At 55.5% G+C, this 20,902-nt stretch carries 18 protein-coding genes; 10 read left to right on the top strand and 8 right to left on the bottom strand.

The window, feature by feature from the left end; genetic code table 11:
• The 5 genes from OLTU_RS27035 to OLTU_RS27055 all read left to right on the top strand — a co-directional run bounded on the left by OLTU_RS27035 (position 1) and on the right by OLTU_RS27055 (position 5,049).
• Positions 1–405: a hypothetical protein gene (locus OLTU_RS27035; RefSeq protein WP_141735842.1), complete on the top strand. Its 405-nt coding sequence runs from the start codon at positions 1–3 to the stop codon at positions 403–405.
• A 159-nt stretch (positions 406–564) separates the two neighbouring features.
• Positions 565–1,623, top strand: a complete 1,059-nt coding sequence (locus OLTU_RS27040) for an agmatine deiminase family protein (protein WP_218110295.1) — start codon at positions 565–567, stop codon at positions 1,621–1,623.
• Between the two features lie 17 nt (positions 1,624–1,640).
• Positions 1,641–2,525 (top strand): N-carbamoylputrescine amidase, encoded by an 885-nt coding sequence (gene aguB, locus OLTU_RS27045; RefSeq protein ID WP_141735843.1) that lies wholly within the window; start codon positions 1,641–1,643, stop codon positions 2,523–2,525.
• Positions 2,526–2,652: 127 nt separating this feature from the next.
• Entirely contained in the window at positions 2,653–3,216 is a 564-nt protein-coding gene (locus OLTU_RS27050; protein WP_218110296.1) for a hypothetical protein, read from the top strand.
• Positions 3,217–3,333: 117 nt separating this feature from the next.
• Positions 3,334–5,049 (top strand): phosphoethanolamine transferase, encoded by a 1,716-nt coding sequence (locus OLTU_RS27055; RefSeq protein WP_141735845.1) that lies wholly within the window; start codon positions 3,334–3,336, stop codon positions 5,047–5,049.
• A 4-nt stretch (positions 5,050–5,053) separates the two neighbouring features.
• Here OLTU_RS27055 and galE read toward each other — a convergent pair whose 3' ends face one another.
• From galE to OLTU_RS27080, 5 genes are read right to left on the bottom strand one after another with little or no spacing between them, the layout of a single operon-like run.
• Positions 5,054–6,046: a UDP-glucose 4-epimerase GalE gene (gene galE, locus OLTU_RS27060; protein WP_141735846.1), complete on the bottom strand. Its 993-nt coding sequence runs from the start codon at positions 6,044–6,046 to the stop codon at positions 5,054–5,056.
• A gap of 22 nt (positions 6,047–6,068) precedes the next feature.
• Complete coding sequence (locus OLTU_RS27065; protein ID WP_141735847.1) at positions 6,069–7,652, bottom strand: thioredoxin family protein; 1,584 nt, start codon at positions 7,650–7,652, stop codon at positions 6,069–6,071.
• A 38-nt stretch (positions 7,653–7,690) separates the two neighbouring features.
• Positions 7,691–8,533, bottom strand: a complete 843-nt coding sequence (locus tag OLTU_RS27070) for a prephenate dehydratase (RefSeq protein ID WP_141735848.1) — start codon at positions 8,531–8,533, stop codon at positions 7,691–7,693.
• Positions 8,534–8,540: 7 nt separating this feature from the next.
• Positions 8,541–10,469 carry an NAD-dependent DNA ligase LigA gene (gene ligA / locus OLTU_RS27075; RefSeq protein ID WP_176737005.1) on the bottom strand — a complete coding sequence of 643 codons (1,929 nt, stop codon included), beginning with the start codon at positions 10,467–10,469 and terminating at the stop codon, positions 8,541–8,543.
• Between the two features lie 2 nt (positions 10,470–10,471).
• A complete protein-coding gene (locus tag OLTU_RS27080) occupies positions 10,472–11,095 on the bottom strand; it encodes a methyltransferase domain-containing protein (RefSeq protein WP_176737006.1) in 624 nt (207 codons plus the stop codon).
• A gap of 132 nt (positions 11,096–11,227) precedes the next feature.
• Here OLTU_RS27080 and OLTU_RS27085 point away from each other — a divergent pair, with 132 nt between their 5' ends.
• The gene (locus OLTU_RS27085; RefSeq protein ID WP_141735851.1) at positions 11,228–12,370 is read left to right on the top strand and encodes an ABC transporter substrate-binding protein; all 1,143 of its coding nucleotides are present in this window, start codon (positions 11,228–11,230) and stop codon (positions 12,368–12,370) included.
• Entirely contained in the window at positions 12,363–13,718 is a 1,356-nt protein-coding gene (locus tag OLTU_RS27090; protein ID WP_141735852.1) for a class I SAM-dependent methyltransferase, read from the top strand. Before OLTU_RS27085 ends, OLTU_RS27090 begins: the two co-directional genes overlap by 8 nt.
• Here the strand turns inward: OLTU_RS27090 and trmD are convergent.
• Genes trmD through rpsP form a run of 3 tightly spaced genes read right to left on the bottom strand, consistent with a single transcriptional unit; the run spans position 13,715 to position 15,213 of the window.
• Positions 13,715–14,410: a tRNA (guanosine(37)-N1)-methyltransferase TrmD gene (gene trmD / locus OLTU_RS27095; protein WP_176737007.1), complete on the bottom strand. Its 696-nt coding sequence runs from the start codon at positions 14,408–14,410 to the stop codon at positions 13,715–13,717. The two genes, OLTU_RS27090 and trmD, sit on opposite strands and share 4 nt — an antisense overlap.
• Positions 14,407–14,937, bottom strand: coding sequence for a ribosome maturation factor RimM (gene rimM, locus OLTU_RS27100; RefSeq protein ID WP_141735854.1), 531 nt, complete (start codon positions 14,935–14,937; stop codon positions 14,407–14,409). The genes trmD and rimM overlap by 4 nt, the downstream gene beginning before the upstream one ends.
• Before the next feature lie 6 nt (positions 14,938–14,943).
• Positions 14,944–15,213 (bottom strand): 30S ribosomal protein S16, encoded by a 270-nt coding sequence (gene rpsP / locus OLTU_RS27105; protein WP_141735855.1) that lies wholly within the window; start codon positions 15,211–15,213, stop codon positions 14,944–14,946.
• 426 nt (positions 15,214–15,639) lie between these two features.
• Here rpsP and OLTU_RS27110 point away from each other — a divergent pair, with 426 nt between their 5' ends.
• From OLTU_RS27110 to pepN, 3 genes are all read left to right on the top strand, one after another.
• On the top strand, positions 15,640–16,659 hold the full coding sequence (locus OLTU_RS27110; RefSeq protein WP_176737008.1) for an MBL fold metallo-hydrolase: 1,020 nt from the start codon (positions 15,640–15,642) through the stop codon (positions 16,657–16,659).
• Between the two features lie 159 nt (positions 16,660–16,818).
• Positions 16,819–18,228, top strand: a complete 1,410-nt coding sequence (locus tag OLTU_RS27115) for a CFI-box-CTERM domain-containing protein (RefSeq protein WP_141735857.1) — start codon at positions 16,819–16,821, stop codon at positions 18,226–18,228.
• 31 nt (positions 18,229–18,259) lie between these two features.
• Positions 18,260–20,872, top strand: a complete 2,613-nt coding sequence (pepN, locus tag OLTU_RS27120) for an aminopeptidase N (protein WP_141735858.1) — start codon at positions 18,260–18,262, stop codon at positions 20,870–20,872.
• Positions 20,873–20,902: the final 30 nt, after the last annotated feature.

Below are 20,902 nucleotides of genomic sequence, written 5' to 3' on the forward strand. Positions count from 1 at the left end.
ATGCGTAAACAATTGACTTCTGCTGCTTTGCTTACCACCAGCTTTTTCTTCCTCACGGGCTTCGCGAAGAAGTCCGATGTGGCAGCTCAAAGTTCTGTCAAGGACAAAACTGTCGAGCTCGAGTTCAAAATCGTGCCTAATAAGGACATGGTGATCAGCAAGGACGGGCACTGGAACATTCAACTTACGAATACCCAGGGATTGAAGCTGGAAACCAAAAACGGTATTTACGAATCCAAGGGCTTTGATGAAAACCTGCCAGGGTTCAAAATCAAAGCTGAACTCGATGGGGCCGCCACGGCTGGAAAGGTCGATTACACCATGAAGGCTTTTGTTTGCGATATCAACAAAACACAGTGCTTTCCTCAGGTGCATAAGGGCAGCCTCGAGTGGAAAAAATCCTGATTGGATGCGCAATCGGCGCAAACCCTGGCTCCTGGATGGTGACGACGTCATCCCAGGGCCAGAATTCCTCTCCCTGCCTATTTGGACCTTGCAAGCCATCCCAACTCGCTCTATAGACCTTGTTCTGAAACTTGAGTCTGCCCGCGAGGAGTTCCAAAAATGTCCCAGGTTTTAAGCGGTCTTCCGCGTGATCTTGGTCTTTACATGCCAGCAGAATGGGCGCCCCACAGCGCGACCTGGATGAGCTGGCCCTTTGATGAGGAAATGTGGTTCGGCCACCTGACTCAGGTGCGTCAGGAATATAGCATGCTGGTGAAGACCCTGGCCCGTTTTGAGCCGGTCCACCTCCTCGTACGGGATGAAGAAGCCGAAACCACAGCGAAAGCGGCTCTTGAGGGTGTGTCGAACCTGACCTTGCATCGCATTCCTCTGGATGATGTCTGGATGCGGGATAACGGTCCCCTCTTTCTTTTGAAACAAAAGACCAGCCCGGCGACTGCACCGGCTCTGAGTTTTGTCAACTGGGGCTTCAATGCCTGGGGCGGCAAATACGATTATGAACGCGACAACCAGGTGCCGCTGGCCCTGGCGGAGATCCTGCAGCTGCCAAGGTTTGATGCGCCGTACATCATGGAAGGCGGTTCGCTGGAAATCAACGGCGAAGGCAGCTGTCTGACGACCGAGCAGTGCCTTCTCACGCCGACGCGGAATCCCGACCTCGGCAAGGCCGATCTGGAAAAACTTTTGTCCCAATATCTCGGCATCGATCAGGTGATCTGGCTGAAGGATGGCCTGGAAGGCGATCACACGGATGGGCACATCGATACCATCACTCGATTTGCCAACAGCACGACCGTTCTGACTTCAGTCACCAGCGATCGCACCGATGTGAACTTTGATCGGATGCAGGAAAATCTGGAAATCCTGCGCCGCGCGCGCCTCAAGGATGGCCGCAATCTGCGGGTGATCGAGCTGCCTCTGCCCGAGGAAAAACTGTTTCTGGAGGACGGCACCCGTTTGCCGCCGACTTATGCGAATTTTTATATAGCCAACGGCGCCGTGCTGGTGCCACAGTATGGCGACCGCCAGGATGCGCCCGCTCTGGATGTGTTACGCCGCGCCTTTCCCCAGCATCAGGTCTTTGGTCTCGCGTCGCGTCACATCATAAGCGGCGGCGGAAGTTTTCATTGTCTGACGCAGCAGCAGCCGCGCAGCTGATTCGGGAGGATCCACTCATGAGTCGTTTGCAATTGGCCCTGGTCCAGATGAGCATCAGCCGGAATTTGGCCGAAAACGTGGCCAAGGCTGAGAGTTATATTCAAAAAGCCGCGCAGGACGGAGCCCAGGTGGTTCTTTTGCCGGAACTTTTTGAAAACCATTATTTCTGCCAGCTCGAGCGGGAGGAGTTTTTCTCCTGGGCGCATCCGGTGGACGGACATCCTTTTCTCGGACGTCTGCAGAAACTCGCTGCGGCTCACAAGCTCGTGCTGCCCGTCAGTTTTTTTGAACGCGCGGGTCAGGCTCATTTCAACAGCCTCGCCATGATCGATGCCGATGGCAGCCTCATGGGCGTTTACCGGAAGAGCCACATTCCGGATGGCCCGGGCTATGAAGAGAAATATTATTTCAACCTGGGTGACACCGGTTTCAAGACCTGGAACACCCGTTACGGCTCGATCGGAGTGGGCATCTGCTGGGATCAGTGGTTCCCGGAATGCGCCCGCGCCATGGCCTTGCAGGGCGCGGACCTGCTCCTTTACCCGACCGCCATCGGCTCGGAACCCGCGGATCAGGTCGCAACACCGAACACCCCCGATATGTGGCAGAGAGCCATGATCGGGCACGCGGTGCACAACTCCTGTTATGTGGCAGCCGCCAATCGCATCGGGACGGAGTCCTTTGAATCGAGCCGCTGTGATTTCTACGGCCACAGTTTTATCTGTGACTACCGTGGTGACAAGCTGATCGAACGCAAGGCGGACTATGAAGGCCTTTTGCAGACAGAACTGGATCTCGCCGCGGCCCGCACATTCCGGGCCGGCATGGGCTTTTTCCGCGACCGTCGGCCGGATCTTTATCGGGGTCTTCTGACTCTCGATGGGCAATCCCGGCCCTCGTAATATTGTGTCAATTGAAGAAGGGTTCCAAAACCTTAGTGTCAGGGTTCAAGGCCGCGCCTCATCTTACCGAAAAGTAACAAACTCGGAGGCGGCCAAATTGAAAATTCCATTGCAATGTTCCTTACTTATGGTATTGATGGCCAGCGCCCCGGCCCTGGCCGAACCCAGCTTCGCCATACGGGAACAAAAAACCTGGATGATTGAGGGGCACCTCGGTTACAACGGTATTGGTGCCGGAATCGGGATCTTTCTGCCTGATGACGCCCGCCTCGATATTAATTTCAGCCAAAACGATTTCGAACAGGGCAGTGATTCCAATACTGTCTACAAAGTCGAATACCAGATGTTCACAGCCAATAGTTTTTACGTGTCCCTGGGTGTCAATCACCGCAGAGCCGTATACACAGATCGCATCTTCTGGAGCGAGTTCCATCGATTTGATGCCGACGCGAGAGCTGAAATTGAAGCGACTCATGCGCATTTTTCCATAGGCAATGAATGGAGCTTCAATAAATTTTTTATCGGTGGTGAATGGTTTGGTCTGTCCACACCTCTCCGCTGGCAATACAAAACAGAGTACCCCACTCCGGCTTTGCAATCGGATATCGATCGCTGGAACGACGATGTCGATCGCGCGGCCCGACGCACACATCTGATTATGCCGAATCTCTATGTGGGTTTCGCATTCTGAGCGCAATCCGGTTCAAGCCGACAAATATTGCAAAACCCGCAATCACAGGGCAGCACCGTCACAAATTTCCCGCTATGACCTCAGAACCTATGTCCACCAGTATGTTCTGAGGATACCGTGCGACCTCGTTTCTGGAATCAACCCATCGGGAATCTCGTCGTCAGTCTCCTGGCGGCCTTCGGCATCCACGCTGGTCCGGTGCTTTTCAAAGCGTCGCTGGATCATCTGTTTCACCTGGATACCACGAGCTGGTTGATCCTGATCAGCCTTATTCTTTTGCAGACAGCTCTGACCACCATGCCGGGCCGTTTGGGTCGAAGCCTTGGTCTGAGCGTCCTCGTTCTGGCCTCCATCTCGACTCTCTGCAATATCATGAACATGACCCTGTTCAAGAGCCCGGTCAGCATCATCACACTTTCCACGACCGTCCAATCCAACGCGCAGGAAGTCAGCGAATTTCTGGCTCTCTATGGAACCCGGCTTGCCCTCAGTGCCGGTCTGGTTTTGAGCCTGGCGCTTCCGCTCCTCGCTTACTATCGGAAAGCCATGCAGCCGCGAACCCTGGCCGTGAGCCTCGCCTGCCTGGCTTTGTCATTTCTTTATGCGCTGCCGAGTCTGCAGAAATCAGACTGGAACTTGAAGCAGGTCGCTCACGATTTCCATGAGCTCGCTTATGTGGATCGCCTCTTCACGACGATGGCCCGTTATCAGGGCATCACGAAAGCCCGGGAAAAGGCCCGGGTCTTCTGGAGTCAGAGGGTTGAATGGCAGAAGAATCTCAAGCTACAAACCAGCCGACAGACCCCCGGAATTGTGATCGTTGTGATCGGTGAATCCACAACGCGCCGGCATATGGGAATTTACGGCTATGAGCGGCTCACGACACCCGCCCTGGAATCGCTCCAGGATCAACTGATCGTGTTTCCTGATGCCATCTCTCCGATAGCCAGCACCCTGCAAGGTGTCATCGGTGCCCTTTGCGCCACCGGATTTCATATGGAATCCCTGGAATGTCAGGGCCCGACTCTGATCGAAATCGCGCGGGCCGCCGGTTATCAAACGACCTGGATTTCCAACCAGGCGCCCAGCGGTTTCGGTGATAATTTCATCGTGGAACTCGGCCGCACCGCAGACCGGACGATCTTCGTCAACCAGGACGTATCGAGCGCCGGGGAAGCGGATAACAGCGCAAGTCTGGACGAAAAGGTGCTGGGTCCTTTGGATGAACTGCTTGCGACCTCGCAGGCCGATGACACAAAACACATGATCTTCGTGCACCTCATGGGCACGCATTTTATCTATGAAAAGCGCTATCCCCAGGAAAAAGCTCTCTTTGTAAATACCGACGATCTGGCATTGGACTCCGGCATCACCGACCCGAAAGCCCGTGCCATCATCAATCACTATGACAATGCCGTCGCCTATCAGGACAGTGTGCTGGGTGAGATGATGGATCGTCTCAACGCGTCCGATCGCGAGGGCCTGCTCTTTTATTTTTCGGATCACGGCGAGGAGGTCTACAACACGGATAACTTCGCAGGGCATAGCGAGGATCGCGTTACGCCTGCCATGCGGGAGGTTCCCGTCATCGTCGGCTTTTCCCGCGCCTATGCGCAAACCTGTGCGGATGAACTCGCGCAATGGCGCCGGTATGCGGAGCGGCCTTTTTCAACCTTTCAGCTGACACCATCCATCGCCGGACTGCTCGGTCTGCAGTCGGATGCGTTTGATGATCGTGACAATATTTTCTCGGAACAGTTCCTGCCCGATCGGGGCACGATGCGGGCGAGCTCCGCGTCATCACCGGGACGCCCGCCGTATCTCAGAAAATGAAATCTCAGGAAAAACCTTTGGGATGCTTTTCATGCCAGACCAGAGCGGTCCGGATGATGGTATCCAGATCGGAATAACGGCTGACATAACCCAGCACCTGGCGGGCCTTCGTGTTATCGGCATAAAGTTCCGCCGGATCGCCAGGACGCCGCTCGGCAAATCGGTAAGGAATTTTCCGACCGAGAACGCGCTCGGCTGCCTGCACGATCTCCAGGTTGCTATAGCCCTTCCCGGTTCCGAGGTTCACCACATCAAAGGTGCCCGGCTTCAGAGTATGCAGATGCTGAGCGGCTTTGATATGCGCATCCGCCAGGTCGGAAACATGGATATAGTCCCTGACACAGGTTCCATCGCGGGTGGGAAAGTCATTGCCAAAGATGGAGAGTTCCTTGCCGGCTACCGCCGACAGAATCACATTGGGAATCAGATGCGTTTCCGGCTGGTGATCCTCACCGATCTCACCACTGGGATCCGCTCCGCAGGCATTGAAATAGCGCAGCGCCATCGCCTTGAGACCATAGGCGCGACAGGCATCCTCGATCAACCACTCCGCCACCAGCTTGGAGCGGCCGTAAGGCGAGATGGGAACCTTGGGATCATGTTCCAGCATCGGCACCTTCTCGGGCGTTCCAAAGATCGCGCAGGTGGACGAGAACACAAGGCCCGCGGTGGATTTTTCCGCACGCATGGCGTTCAGGAGACAGCGCACCCCTTCCCCATTGTTTTCGTAGTAAAGATCCGGTTCCGTCACGGATTCGCCGACCAGGGCAAAGGCCGCGAAGTGGAAGATCCCATCAAAGTGATCCTCCCGCAGCGCGGCCCGTAGGGTTTCCTTGTCGAGCAAATCCGCCTGGATGAGTTTGACTTCGCGGGGGACCGATGCGCGATGGCCGCGACTCAGATTATCGTACACCACACAGCTATGTCCCTGCCGCAATGCTTCCCACACAAAATGGGAACCGATATATCCTGCACCACCTATAACGAGAAAACGCATGGTCACCCCTTAAGTATGTGTATCAGTTTTTCAGCTCAGCAAAATGCTGTTGGCAGTTTTTCTGGCTTTCCTTCTCAAGTCCACTGCATTTCTTTTCATAAGTGGAAAATAATGCGGTGAAGGCGGGATCTTTTTGCCAATCCTTCAGGGAATCACTCACCTTTTTTGCACGCGTCCAATTGCGTCCTGAAAAACCATCATCAAGGCTGGTGGCCGTGTCGTAGTATTCCTTGGTAAGGTTCAACATGTAGGTCTTTTGGTCCTCATTCTTGATTTTGGCATTCAGGATAATGTCATTGGTGATCCATTGGATTTTGCTCGCGCGTCCCACGACTGACTCACGGGCCTTGGCAGCCCAGCCTTGTGCGGCCTTGTCATTTTTCAATTCCTGTTCCAGGGACGCGAGGCTGCTGTAATAGTACCAGGGCGTATCGCTCTTCGCGGCTTCGGCTTCCAAAATCTTGCGGGCGCCATCAACGTCACCGACCTGCCGCAGCATATAGCCTGCGGTGGACACCACAGCGTGACGTTCATAAGGTGTCTTGGCATTTTTATCAGCTTGCGCGGCAGCAGCCTGAACATCGGCCTTCAGTTTCGCCGGTACGGGAGCATTGGGGGCTTCCAGCTTTTGAAACTCAATCGCCGGATTCCAGGCGGCCAGCCGGGTATCCACGGAGTTGTCGGCATTGTTCGCGATCGCGGTCGCAGCTTTCAGCCAGCGTTTTTTCAAATCCTCATAAGCCTTGCCCTTGGGCTTGCCATGAAGGAATTCCGCCGTTTGTTTGGCGTTATAGTTGATAAAGGAACGCGCGGCCTGGATCGAGTCCTTGTTCGCAAAGATCGCATCCAGATAACGCTTGGATTCCATCTTGATATCCGACACGGCATTGGCGGATTCCTCGTCATCCTTTTGCTGGACAGCCAGATTCAAAAGGTTGGCGGCAAACAGCGCCTTTTCCTTCGGCATGTTCGCAGGGACTTTATCAGCTGCACGTTTCGCTGCATTCAGCAGACGATCGCCGGTGTAGCGGCCTTCAGGCAGCTGATCCCAACTGGTGTAGGCCAGCACCTTCCAGTCATCACCTTTGGCATCGCCGTTCTCGAGACGGGAAAACGCCTCAGCGAAGTTTTGGTTGTTTTTCAGAACAGGTTGCACGGCAGCGTGGAATTCCTCTTCATTCAGACTGGTGCTCAGACGATACAGTTCACGACCATCCGCTGTCAGCACCAGCACCGTGGGATAACCCGAGGCCGACAGGCGTTCACCCCAGACCTGGGCCAGATCGGTGTCACCATCCAGGTAGAGCGGGACAAAATTCTTCATCAGCTCTGCGAAGCGTGGCTTCGAAAAAACTTCCGACTTCAGTTCATTGCAAGGAGGACACCAGGCGGCACCCCAAAAAACAAAGACCAGTTTATTGTCGGCCTTGGCCTTGGCAAAGGCCTCTTCGGGACGGCCTTGAAACCAGATGCCTGGTTGCGGTTGACCTTGCAAGACATGTTCCTTCTGTTCCTTTCCTTCATTCTCCGCCTTTTGCGTGGTCGCGCAGGCATGCAACAGAAGCCCCAGGGGCAAAATAAAGGGCGCAATCTGAGTCAGTTTCATGCAGAACTCCTCGAGTTGATGAAAAAAGGTTCTTTAGGTTAGCGTTGTGAGGCGTAACTGCCAAGCACTTTCAGCGTCCGCGTCATCGAAGCGAGGGTTTTCAGCGCCAAATCCCAGGCTGGATGCCCCGGTCCGGCCGCGACTTCAAGAAAATAAAAGTAGGTCCAGGCGGCATCCTTGGTCGGTCGTGCTTCGCAATGCACAAGCTCGATACCAAGGCTTTGCAGAATCCCGCAAAGTGGACCGATGCGCGCAAATCCTTCACCCGAATGGAGAAGGATCAGGCTCATCATGCGCCCAACTTTCAAAGGCTTTTTATCCGGCTTTTTCGTGCTCTTTTGTATGTGCAGAAAGCGGGTGTAGTTCTCACCACGATCGGCGATGTCACGCGCCATCACCTTGAGCCCATAAAGTTTCGCGGCCTGCAGACTGGCAATGGCCGCGGTGTGTGGGGGTTTATGCTGACCCAAATGTTCCGCAGCTCCGGCCGTATCAAAAAAGTTCTGCGGCGTCAGGCCACGTTCGCGCAAATAGTGTGCACATTGCGCCAGAGCCTGCGGATGGGAAATCACTGTGGTGACATCGGCGGCGCGCGTGCCGGGTGGAATCAGCAGGCAGTGCTGAATGCGGAGAATGGCCTCACCCGCTATCTGCACGGGAAAGCGGGCCAGGTGATCGAAGTTTTCATGGATGGTTCCGGCCAGGGAATTTTCCACCGGCAGGAGCGCGTCCGTGATGCGACCTTTGGTGAGTTCGGTAAATACGGTTTCGAACGCAGGCAAGGGTTTAAATCGGAGGGCTGCTTTTTTGCCGAAGTATTGCAGTATGGCCAGTTCACTGTATGCACCGGGCAGACCCTGAAATCCGACGATCCTTGCCATGATTTTCCTACTTTCCTTTCATCAAGGCCATGAGCTGGTCTTCACTCCAAATAGGAATTCCAAGCTCCTTGGCCTTCTTCATTTTCGACGAGCCCGTGTCCGTTTCATTGGTCACGAGCGCGAAGGTATTTTTTGAAACGCTGGAACCGGTCTTGCCACCGGCCTCGCGTATCGCGCGTTCAATTTCATCCCGCGGTCGCGACAGGGCCCCGGTGATCACAAACTGCTTGCCGGCCAAAGGTCCACTGCCAGGGGCATGCTTGCGTTTGGGAGCCTGGGGCTGCACGCCGACCTTAAGAAGACGCTGGATCACCGGTTTTTTGACTTTCAAACCGTGCACAATCTGTTCCGCGGATTTCTGGGCAAAGCCTTCGATTTCCGTCAGCTCCACCACGGTCATGCCCATGATGGCCTCCAGGCTGGGATAATGTTCCAGGAGCTTTTCCCAGGTCCGCATCCCGGCCCCTTCAATCCCAAGGCCATTTAAAAATCGGGCCAGAGGCAGCTTGCAGGTGGACTGGATGTTCTTGTAAAGTTTTGCGGCCATCTTTTCCTTGGTCGCCGGGAGCTTCAGAAAATCCTCTTCGGTCAGCCGATAAAGATCCGCGACGTGCTCCACCAGACCGCACTGAATCAGCTGCTCGAGGCGCTTTTCGCTCAGGTCATCAATCTCGGCCGCCCGGATCCAGTTCAAAATAAAACCCGAGCGCTGGGCGGGGCAATCATCCTGGTTCACGCACTTGAGCCGGACCCCATCGAATTCCACCTTGCTGCGACACGACGGGCACTGCTCCGGCCAGCGGTGGTTTCCGGGTTTCGCCTCCACCACCTGCAGGAACTTCGGAATGACTTCACCCGAGCGGACGATTTCAATCTGATCCCCTTTTTTCAGGTTATAGGCTTTCACATGCTCGGCATTATGCAGCGTGACGTTGGTGATGCGGGCGCCGCTCAGATTTACCGGCTCAATCACAGCCACAGGCGTGATAATGCCCAGGCGCGAGGTGGCCCAAATGATGTCATCGATCACCGCGATCGCGGTCTGTCCTTGCCATTTAAAGGAAAGCTTATAGCGCGGATGATGTCCCGTGCTGCCAAGCTGCTGATGCAGACTCAGACGGTTATAGGAAAACACCGCTCCGTCATAGGCGATTTCGCCTTCCTCCATCCAGCGTTTCACTTCACCCAGGTACTGCGAAATATCCTCGGCACTCTGCAAAAGTTTATGCGAAGGGACGCGGAATCCCCGCTGGCCGAGCCAGTCGAATTTTTCCATCTCCGTGGCGATTTTTTCCACAGCCGGACCCAGCGCCTCAAAAGCGAAGAAATTAAAGAACCGGCACAGATCCACATGCACCTTGCGCCCCAGAAGTCCGGCCACGATATTGCGCGGATTGTTGGGTCGCTCCAGACCACGATCGAGCATCTCCTGGACGAGACCTGCAAACTGATGCGTGGTGCAGTAGACTTCACCGCGGACCTCAAGATCCACCGGCCGATCCAATTTTTTCAGGCAGTCGGGAATCCACCGCACCTTATCCGTCACATCCTCGCCCACCCGTCCATCCCCGCGGGTCTTGGCCATCACTAAAACACCCTGACGATAGATCAAACTCAAGGAGTTGCCATCGACTTTCGGCGTCCCGACGATGGCTTCCTGCCCCATCCAGGCGGCGAGGTCTTCCTCCTTGTAGGTTTTATTCAGCGAGAGCATCGGAATATCATGGGTCTGGCGCTTCGACCCGCTGCTGCTGGGGGCGCTGCCCACATAGAGGAGGGCCGGATGATCGGGGTCCAGCGAACGAAGCTCCTCCTCCAGACGATCGTAAACGGCGTCGGCGATTTCCGGCTTGCCCGCATAATAAAGGCGTTTGTGATGCATGATCGCAGCGGCCAGCTCCGCCACGCGATCGAGTTTCTGTGCGGATGGGGACATGATCAAAGACTCCTCTTGCGCCAGATACAAAGCCATTCCTCCAGAACGTTCTGGGGATTGGGCGGAGGCGGACAGCTGCTCGCATGGCAAAGGTCGAATTGATCCGCGAAAAGCCGCTGGGCTTCCGCTTCATCCACAGCAAAAGGCGGACCCTCCGGGGTTCGGGTGCGACGGAACAGGATCGCCATGACAAGGCCACCGGGCTTCAGTCGGGAGGTGATCCTTTGAATATAGGTCGCGCGGTGTTCAGGCTGGATGGCACAGAGCATGGCCCTGTCAAAAACGGCATCATAGGCCGCCGCGGGTGCGTTCGCCGCAAAGACATCCGCCACGGCCAGGTTCAGACCGGACTGCGTTGCGTAAAGGGCCCGCGCTCCTTCGATGGCTTCCGGCACGGCATCCATCGCATCGACCTGATAACCCTGCCCGGCCAACCAGGCTTCGTTATGCGCCCGGCCACAGCCTGCCGAAAATATCCGGGCCCCGGCGGGCAGACGACCTTCCCGCGTGGCCTGCTGCAGAAGGCGTTCCAGCTCATGATGCGGGCGGCCTTGATCCCAGCCGGTTCGTCCGATCAACCAGCGTTCCCTCCAGGGTTCAATCTTTTCCACCTGGTTTTGTGTCATAACTTCCTCGCGAGCGTCCGTTTGACTTAATATAGTCTCAGAGTAAATTGCAGCTTTTCCCTGCATGGGAATGCGGGTAGCCTTGCATCCAAGCGCTGAGGCAAGGGTCACGTTGCCAGAAAAGGAAATTTTGTGAAAGTCTGGAATCCAACCCCCTGGGCGATGCTGTGCGCCCTGATTATCTGTTCTCCGATGTCGTCACTGTTCGCCAAACCCGCCAAGGACCAGGTGCAGTATCGCATTGGTTTCGTGCATCCACGCAGCGGGCCGCTTGCGCCCTATGGCAACTCGCTCTCGCAGGGAGTCAAGCTGGGCCTGACTCAATTTCGCAAAGAAAATCCGCAGCTCGCGGACAAGGTGGCTTTGATAGCGGCGGATGATCATGGGCTGGCCTCCGAGGCCGAGAAGGCCGCCCTTCGCCTGGTTCAGCAGCAAAAGGCCGATATCCTCATTGGATCCTTGAGCAACGTGGCCAACCAGGCAATTGCCGCTGTCAGCAGCAAGACCAAAAGCCTTCTGCTTTTGCCACGCGGCTCGGAAGATGATCTGACCGCTTATCCTTATGTGTATTCCACGAGTGTGACCGACAAACGGCAGGGCCAAATTCTGGCCGATTTTGCGCTGAAAACCCTGCGTCGGGATCGGGCTGCGATTCTGCTCGATGCCCGTTCTCCGGACAGCGAGGTCATCAGTCAAGCCTTTGCGGAAGCCTTTACCCAAGGCGGTGGGCAGGTGCTCGGGCAGTGGACGGAAGGTGGCACGGAAAACCTTCGCAGCGTGCTGACCAAAATTGCCAGTGCGCAGCCGAATATTGTGGTCTTCCCCGGCTTCTATCGGGGTGTGCCCCGCGTGCTTGCTGAAGCACGCAAGGCCGGTATCAAAGCCACGTTTCTGGGTGGAGACGGCTGGGATCATGCCGACCTCTATAAACAGGGTGACCTCGGCAGTCAGTATTATTTCTCGTATTTCCATAACAACGATCCGCAAGCCGGTGTGCAAAGTTTTACGGCGGATTACGAAGCAGCTTTTGGACAGAAGCCGGATATCTTCGCCGCCCTTGGGTATGATGCGGTGCGCACGGCCCTGCAGGCCTTTGTCATCGCCAAGTCGGGCCAGACGTCGGAGCTGCAAAAAGCCTTTGAAGGCGCGCGTTTTCCGAGCATCTATGGAGCCGGACTTTTCGGCAAGGATCATGTTTTTCTGCGGCCTTATCCGGTCATGATTACGACCGGTGGTCAGGCCCGTTTGATGTCGCGAGTCATGCTGGATGAGTGAGCAGGCTGTTCTTGCCATCAATCAAGCCGTGCAGGGCATGTATGAGGCCTTTCCTTATCCGAATTACAGCCTCTTCATTCCCCTGCGCTGGCAGGAAGCTTATTCCAGCGGTTCGCTTTTTGCGCAAAGGCTCGTGCAGCAGAAAATGGGACAGACTGCCGTCAGCCCTGGGATCAGGCGTGTTCTGGTTGCCGGCTGCGGGGATGTTCAGGCGGCGATCATCGGCAAGTGGGAACCCCGAGCCCATCGCCTGGTGGGTGTGGATCTATCGCGCCCAAGTCTGCGCAAGGCTCGGCTTCGATCCTGGCTGATGCTCCGGCCCGTGGATTTTCGTCAGGTGAATCTTGAAAAGACGGCGGTCGACCTGGGAACGCCCTTCCTTCACATCGATGCCTACGGCATGCTCCATCATTTGGCCAATCCTTCGCAGGGACTTTCCAATTTGGGCCGGGCTCTCGCACCGGGCGGCACCATGCGCATCATGGTTTATAACAGTCGCGCCCGGAAGTGGCTGTTCGAGCTTTCCCGGGTTTTTGCACTGCTCGGTCTTTCCGCTTATCAGAGGACCGATCTTCAGGAAGCGGTCCAGCTCCTCAAACTTTTTCAAAAACATCTGCCCGCGCTTCAGGAACGACTCGAAGGGATGCAGGCGGTCATTCGGGAACCCGCAAGACTGGTGGATGCTTTTTTTCATGAGCGGGAAGCGCGCCTCGGTCTGGACTTCTGGCTCAGGGCCGTGGAGGATGCGGGGCTCGTGCCTTTGGGATTGATGGACCGCTATGCGGAGCTGGATGATCTCGCGAATCCCTTGCTCGATATGCCGGCTCAGGACGCGCTGCAGGCCCGCATCGATGATCTGCGTTTTGAAAACAATCTGGAGTTTTATCTTTATAAAAAGTCCGGCCCAACGGGGGAAGCCCTGATCAGCCCGGCTCCTCTGAGTCTCAGACGCAGCGGCCCGCCTCTGGCCTGGCAGCGTTATGCGGAAACAAAAAGTCTGGGCAGGCTTCAGCTCTGGAATCTCTGGCAGGCGTTTCTCACCCGGAATTTTCAGGGTCACAGTTCCTTTCTGGATCGCTGGGCTCGCCATGTGGAACCTCTGGCCTTGCAAAGGCTCAGTCGTCTCGGGGCTCTGTTTCCCGATCAGTTTCAAAGTCGGGAACTGCAAAAACTGCTGCATGCTCCCATGCAAAAGGCCATGGAAGCGCCCGCATTTCCTGAGGCGCGACTGTTGCGTGATATTCCCGAACTGCAGCGACGGCTGGAACACATTCTGGTCGCAAGGAAGTTGCCGATGGCGCGACTGCCATTGATCAGCGAACGTCTGCGGCGTGCCCAGTGTCTTTAATTTTTCGAAGGATTCTTTAAAAGATCAGGGCGGAGTTTTCTGGTCTTTTCCAAAGCCGCGGCTTCACGCCAGACTTTGATTTTCTGATGATCACCGGACAGGAGCACATCAGGAACCTTGTGGCCTTCATATTCGAGCGGCCTTGTATAAAGCGGATATTCCAGCATCCCCTGCATGCCGCTGCCGAAGGAATCGTCCGGTGCGCTGCGTTCGTTGCCCAGCACGCCCGGCACCTGCCGCAGGATGGAATCAGCGATCAAAAGACTCGGCAGCTCCCCACCGGACACAACAAAATCCCCGATGGAAACCTCATCGTCGATAAAGGCATCCACGAAGCGTTGATCGATGCCGGCAAAGCGTCCACAGATAAAGGTCAGATCCTCATCCAACGCCGCATAACGTTCGGCATCCTTTTGCGTCCAAAGGCGACCACTGGGACTCGTATAAATCACGCGGCCCGGTTTCGGAAGAGCGCGGACGGCAGCCGCCAAGGGTTCCACGCGCATCACCATACCGTCACCCCCTCCAAAGGGGCTGTCGTCGATCGACCCGTGTTTGTCGACCGCATGGGTGCGCAGGTTGATGGAATGCAGCTGAATATTCAAACGTGTGGCGGCTTTGAAAACACCGAATCGAAAGTAGGCTTCGATAAACTGCGGATGAATGCTGATGAAGGAGAGGTTGCGACTCACGCTTGATTCCAGGTTTCCGCGAAGGTTTCCGCCGGCACAGTCAGGTGCAATGCGGGGGAATCGCTTTGGAAATTCATGTCGAAATAAGCCGAGACAAAGGGCACTTCAATCCATCGCCCATCATCGGCATCAATGCGCACGACATCGCTGGCTCCGAAATTCCCCACGGCCGTAATGCGACCGAGGCGCTGCCCTTCTGCATCCAGCACGGCCTTGCCGACCAGATCCGACCAAAGATATTCGGATTCCTCTTCCAAGGGCACAAGCGCGCGATCACACCAGATCGGCTGCATCTTGAGCGACTCGGCGGCTTCACGGCTGGTCACTTCACGGCATTGAATCACGGGACGGCCGCCCGAGCGATGGGTTTCCACCACGGTCAGGGCTCTGGCCTTGTCCGGATCCGAGCCCACCACGATGCGATCCAAACCTTCCGGCAGATCCTCATCGCGCTGAGCAACAAAAAAAGCACCGCGGAGGCCTTGAGCCTTTCCCACGATGCCGATTTGAAGCCAGGCGTTCTTCACGCTAACTTAGGCTTGCTTATGAGTCTTGGCGCGCTCAAGAACGATCTTCTTTTGGCGCAGAATATTGGCAACAGCCTCGGAAACGTTGGCTCCGCGACCATACCAGTAGGACAGACGCTCGGTGTTCACTTCCATAATGGAAGGCTCACGCGTTGGATCGTAGTAGCCCAGTTTTTCAATGAAGCGACCATCGCGAGCATTGCGCGAATCCGTGGCAACGATATGGTAAAAGGGACGATGTTTGGCGCCGTGTCGCTGTAAACGTAAGGTCAGCATTCCTACTCCATTCTCCGATGAGCTTAATTCCTGCACAGGCCGATTGGAGACATCGAGCCGTGTCTTCGTTTAAGGAAACTTGCTATAACAAAGATCGGCGGGACTTTCCAGAGCAAATTTCCATGCTTCGTGCCGCGCAGACGTCAGAACGGCGTTTGACTGGGGTTGCGGCCGCCGGGAGTCCGCCAGAGACTACGGGAAAGCGTCGCGGGTTCGTCCGATTCGACAGATGGACGCTTCCTAAACCGACAGTTCCGACATATGGCACCCGCCCTAAACCGACAGTTCCGACATATGGCACCCGCCCTAAACCGACAGTTCCGACATATGGCACCCGCCCTAAACCGTCAGATTTCCGACATATGGCACCCTCCTGGCCATTTTGATAAGATGGAATTCAGTGAACTTTCATTGTCGGGGAAATCCGTGAAGCTACGCATGTGGGGTACCCGCGGTTCATTGCCGCGCGCGATTACCCATGACACTTTTGTGAATCTTGTCGATGTCTACGCCAAACGCGCAGAGAAGGCCGGCTTGAGCACCATCAGCGAGTTCCGTAACGCGCTGCGCGATGGTGATCTGGGGCATCCTCTGGTGTACGGCGGCAACACCTCGTGCAATGAAATCATCTATAAAAATCATCGATTCTTCGTCGATATGGGAACCGGTTTCGCCGATTCCTCAGCGGAGGTGATGGCCCAGGGCCGAACGGAATTCACCGTGTTTCTGACCCATCTCCATTGGGATCACATCATGGGTCTGCCGTTTTTTGTGCCGATCTATATTCCAGGCACCAAACTCATTATCTACCACGTGCATCCCCACGCGCCGGAGTTCATCAAGATTCAGTTCAACGGCATCAATTTTCCCGTCAAATGGGAGGAATTGGGCGCAACTGTGGAATTCCGGAAAATCAAAATCTACGAGCAGGTCACCTTCGATGATATGACCGTGGCTCCCATGGCTCTGGACCATCCCGGCGGCTCGTTTGGTTATCGCTTCGATGCCGGCGGCTGCTCGCTTTTGCTCGGAGTCGATGGAGAATATAAACGCCTCACGCCCGAAGCTCTTGGCAAGGATCTGCCGTTCTATCAGGACCTGGATCTGCTGGTTTTTGATGGTCAATTTGAGATGGATGAACTGGCCAGCCGCTACGATTGGGGGCACTGCTCGCCTCCCATTGGCGTGGATCTGGCCATGCGTGAAGGCATTCGCAACATCATCATGACCCATCATGATCCACGCGCCAGTGAAGCCAAGGAAGAGCGCATGCTGCAGCAGGCGCTGAATCACTGTCAGAAACAGATGGAATTTCATAAGGACCTTTGGGTCAGCCTCGGCCAGCCGGAAGGACCTCGCATCCAACTGGCCTATGATGGTCTGGAATTCGATCTGACCCGATTGACTCCGCGGCATCAGCTGCCGAAATACCGCAAATCCCCCTGAAAAAATGCATGAGACGCAGAAGACAAGCTGATTTCCGCACGGGGAATCAGCTTTCTGTCTTTTGAGTCCTTGATTCGCCCCTCCAAGCTTGACAGAAGAAGGCCTTCCTGGAGATGATGCGTGGAGTCGGATTTTCCCCCTTCAACGAGAGATCATCACGTGTTTAGAAAATTCTTACTTTTTACCAGTTTCCTGCTGACCCTTGCGTCGCAGAACGGATACGCCGATATCGGTTTGGAATCAGCGAAGGCCGTTTTACAGCGCGGGAGTTATACCAAGGTCACCGTAACCTTCTCGCTGAACAATATTTCGCCTCAGGACCTGACGACCTACGAGATGGGCAGTGCCGATACGGATTCCGGCATCCGTTCCCTGACGAAGTATCTGGATATTTGTGTGGCTGAAGAAGCGGGAAAGAAGTGCACCGCGGGTCCCTCGATTCTCAAAGTACGTTATCTTACCAATTCAGAATTCGACACCACACCCATCACAGAGCTGAGCAATGAATATACGGCCAGCTTTCCCAACGGCAGTCCTCTCTTCGAGATTCCTGTCAACGATATCACCCAAACCTTTCGCAATCTGCACGTGACGATCGAGCTGACGGCCCCGGCGTCGAAGCCCTTTTCAACGGATAATACCTTTATCCTCGTGCGACTTCTCCCTGGAACCAACACCAGCTCGACGGATTATAAGGATGCGGAAATCAAGCCCAAGCTGGCAGTTGCCGCCAATGATGTGATCGAATCCTTCGAAGTGCGTCCCTCCAAGGGAACCATCACAGCGATCTGGAATCAGGATGAACAGCTGAATCTTGCCGACGGCTCCATGGCGCCACCTGATGGCGCGATTGCCTTCGTCGTGGATGAGGCTCGCTGGAATATCCTGAACCTTCCTTTAAACACCTACAATGAAGCCGACCCGGGCGCAGAAACCAAACTCAACAATGCCTGTCAAATCGTGCGGCAAAGCGAGACGGCGTGTGAGGTGGACTGCCCGGGAGCGACAGGCGCTGACTCTTATTACATGAAAGCCGCTGATGTCACGGCAGCCGGGTTCAACGTGATCACAGCAGGAAATACCGGCAACATTTCCATCACCGACCTCAACAATGAAACCACCTATGCCCTGGTTCTGCAGGCCCAGCCCGATGGATTGCAGAGGCGCTGTCTCATCGCCAAGCCATCCGATGCGATCATGCTCAGTGAACTGGGCGGTGGACCGGCACCCAAGATCAAAGACCCGCGCTGCTTTATTGCAACCGCAGCCTACGGCTCGCCTTTGGATCCTCATCTGAATACCCTGCGCTGGTTCCGCGATCACGTCCTTATGGTGACCGGCTTCGGTCGGGAGTTGGTTCAACTTTATTACAGCCTCAGTCCTCCGCTGGCGGATTTTATCGCGGCTCATCCGGCGTTGCGGACCGCCACGCGTGGTGCTCTCTGGCTGCCGGTGATCATCATCGAATCCTGGCGTGAACGTCCTTCGCTCATGCTGACTCTTTCAGCCATGGCGGCCACGTTCCTGCTCCTGTTTCTTCGTCGTCGTTCCCTAAGAGCGTCGTTTTAAATTATTTCCCAGAATGTATCGGAAAAGTTCTATGAAAGCCGAAGCACCACAAGCTGTATTATTAAAAGATTATAGGCCGCCCTCCTACTGGGTGAAGAGTGTAAAACTCACAATCGACCTGGACCCTGATAAGACTGTGGTGCGTTCCGCCATCCGCTATCAGCATAATCCTGGGCAGCCGCACTCTCTGCGTTTGGAAGGTTCTGAACTCACTCTGGTCGAGACCTTTCTTGACAAAAAACCACTGGATGTGAAGACTCTCGACTCCAGTCCTCAGCATCTGGAATTCTCCAGCCTGCCGGATGAATTCGAGCTGGAGCTGGTCACGCATATCAATCCACGCGAGAACCTGGCTTATGAAGGGCTGTATCTCTCGCGCAATAATTACTATACGCAGTGTGAACCCGAAGGTTTTCGGCGCATCACCTATTTCCTCGATCGCCCGGATGTCATGACCGAATATGTCACGACCATCCGGGGTTCCAAGGAGCACTGCCCGGTGCTGCTTTCGAATGGCAACCTGATCGATCAAGGCCCGCTGCCGGACGGCCGACACTATGCGGTGTGGCATGATCCCTTTCCCAAGCCTTCCTATCTTTTCGCTTTGGTCGCCGGCAAACTGAGCCGCGCCAGCGCAGATTTCACAACGCAATCCGGTCGCAAGGTGGATATTCATCTTTATGTGGAGGAAGTGAATCTTCCGAAAACGCCGTTTGCCCTGGATGCCATCAAGCGGGCCATGGCCTGGGATGAGAAGGTTTATGGTCTGGAATATGACCTCGATCTTTTCATGGTGGTGGCGGTCAGCGACTTCAACATGGGCGCGATGGAAAACAAGGGCCTGAATATCTTCAATTCGAAGTACATCCTGGCCAGCACCGAAACCGCCACGGACGAGGATTTCGAGAAGATCCTGGGTGTCGTGGGGCACGAGTATTTCCACAACTGGACCGGCAACCGCGTAACGCTGCGGGATTGGTTTCAGTTGAGTCTCAAGGAAGGTCTCACCGTTTTCCGTGACCAGGAATTTTCATCGGATGAAGGCTCACGCGCGGTCAAACGCGTGACCGATGTAAGGCTTCTGCGTGAGCAACAGTTTCCGGAGGATGGGGGACCGATGGCCCATCCCGTGCGTCCGGAGAGTTATATCGAGATCAATAACTTCTATACCCCGACGGTGTATCATAAAGGGGCGGAAGTGATTCGCATGCTCCATACGATCATCGGCGCGGACGTTTATCGCCGGACCATGGATCGTTACTTCGCGAAGTTCGATGGCCAGGCGGTCACTGTTGAGGATTTCCTGGCTGTGGTCGAGGAGGTTTCGGGACAGAGCATGAGCCAGTTCAAACTCTGGTATCAACAGGCCGGCACGCCTCAGGTGGATGTGCAGCGGCGTTACGATGCCGCCAGCCGCAGTCTGACCCTGACGGTGCAGCAGACTCTGCCGACCACGCCGGAGCAGAGTTCGAAAAAACCCCAGCTGATTCCCCTGCGTCTGGCCTTCCTGGGCGCCAGCGGCAAGGCGCTGGAAACCACCTACCTGGGGCGCAAGGCGCATGAACATCTGGTTCTGCTGGATCAAATGCGACAGGAGTTTGTGTTTCAGGATGTGAGCGAGCAGCCGATTCCTTCCCTTCTGCGCGGTTTTTCGGCACCCGTGATCCTGGATGCTCATTTGGATCGGGCGGAACTCCATATCCTGCTGCGGGCGGATACGGACGCGTTCAATCGCTATGAAGCCGGACAAACGCTGGCTCTTCAAACCATTCTGGGCAAGGCCAAAGGCACGATACAGGCCCTGGATGCGGAGTATGTCGCGGCCTTCCGTGCGCTTTTGAATGATTCGGACGTGGATCCGCGGCTGGTGGCGATGTCGATCCAGGCGCCGACGACCGACTATATCATCAACCGCGAAGAGAACGCGGACATGGAAGCCGTCTTCCAGGCCCGCAGCTGGCTCCTGCAGCAACTTGCAGAACAGTGTGCCGTGGAGCTTCTGGCCTGCTATAATAGGACGCGGGAGATCAGCTATAAAACCGGCAAGGAGGCGATCGGTCGTCGCGATCTGAATAATGCGTGCCTGCAACTGATGGCCGCTTATCCGACTGAAACGACTCTGAAGTTGATTCACGAGCACTACCGGACGGCCACGAACATGACCGACAGCTTTGGAGCCTTGAGTGCCCTGGTGCACCTCAAAACACCGCTTCGGGAGGCGACGCTTCAGGACTTTTATAGCCGCTGGAAAGGGGATGCCCTGGTCATTGATAAATGGTTCCAGGTGCAATCGAGTTCCCAGCATCCGGATGTTCTGCAGCATGTCAAAGACTTGCTCGCGCATCCGGATTTCGATATCCACAATCCCAACCGGATTTATTCGGTGTTCCGGCATTTCACCAAGGGCAATCCCTACGGCTTCCATCATCGAAGCGGCGCAGGGTATGCGCTTGTCGCAGACTACATTCTGCGGATCGATGCCACGAACCCGCAGGTGGCCGCGGTGCTGGCGACCGTGCTGAGTCGCTTCAGGAAGTTTGATAGCTCGCGTCAGGGCCAGATTCGGCAGCATCTTGAAAGGATTGCGGCGAAGGACGGCCTGTCACGGGATGTGTTCGAGATCGTTTCCAAGTCGCTCGCGTAATAGGACTGAACTTGCAAAAGGATGTCAAAC

The sequence above is a fragment of the Oligoflexus tunisiensis genome (assembly GCF_001748245.1).
In the GTDB taxonomy this organism is placed as follows: Bacteria; Bdellovibrionota_B; Oligoflexia; order Oligoflexales; family Oligoflexaceae; genus Oligoflexus; species Oligoflexus tunisiensis.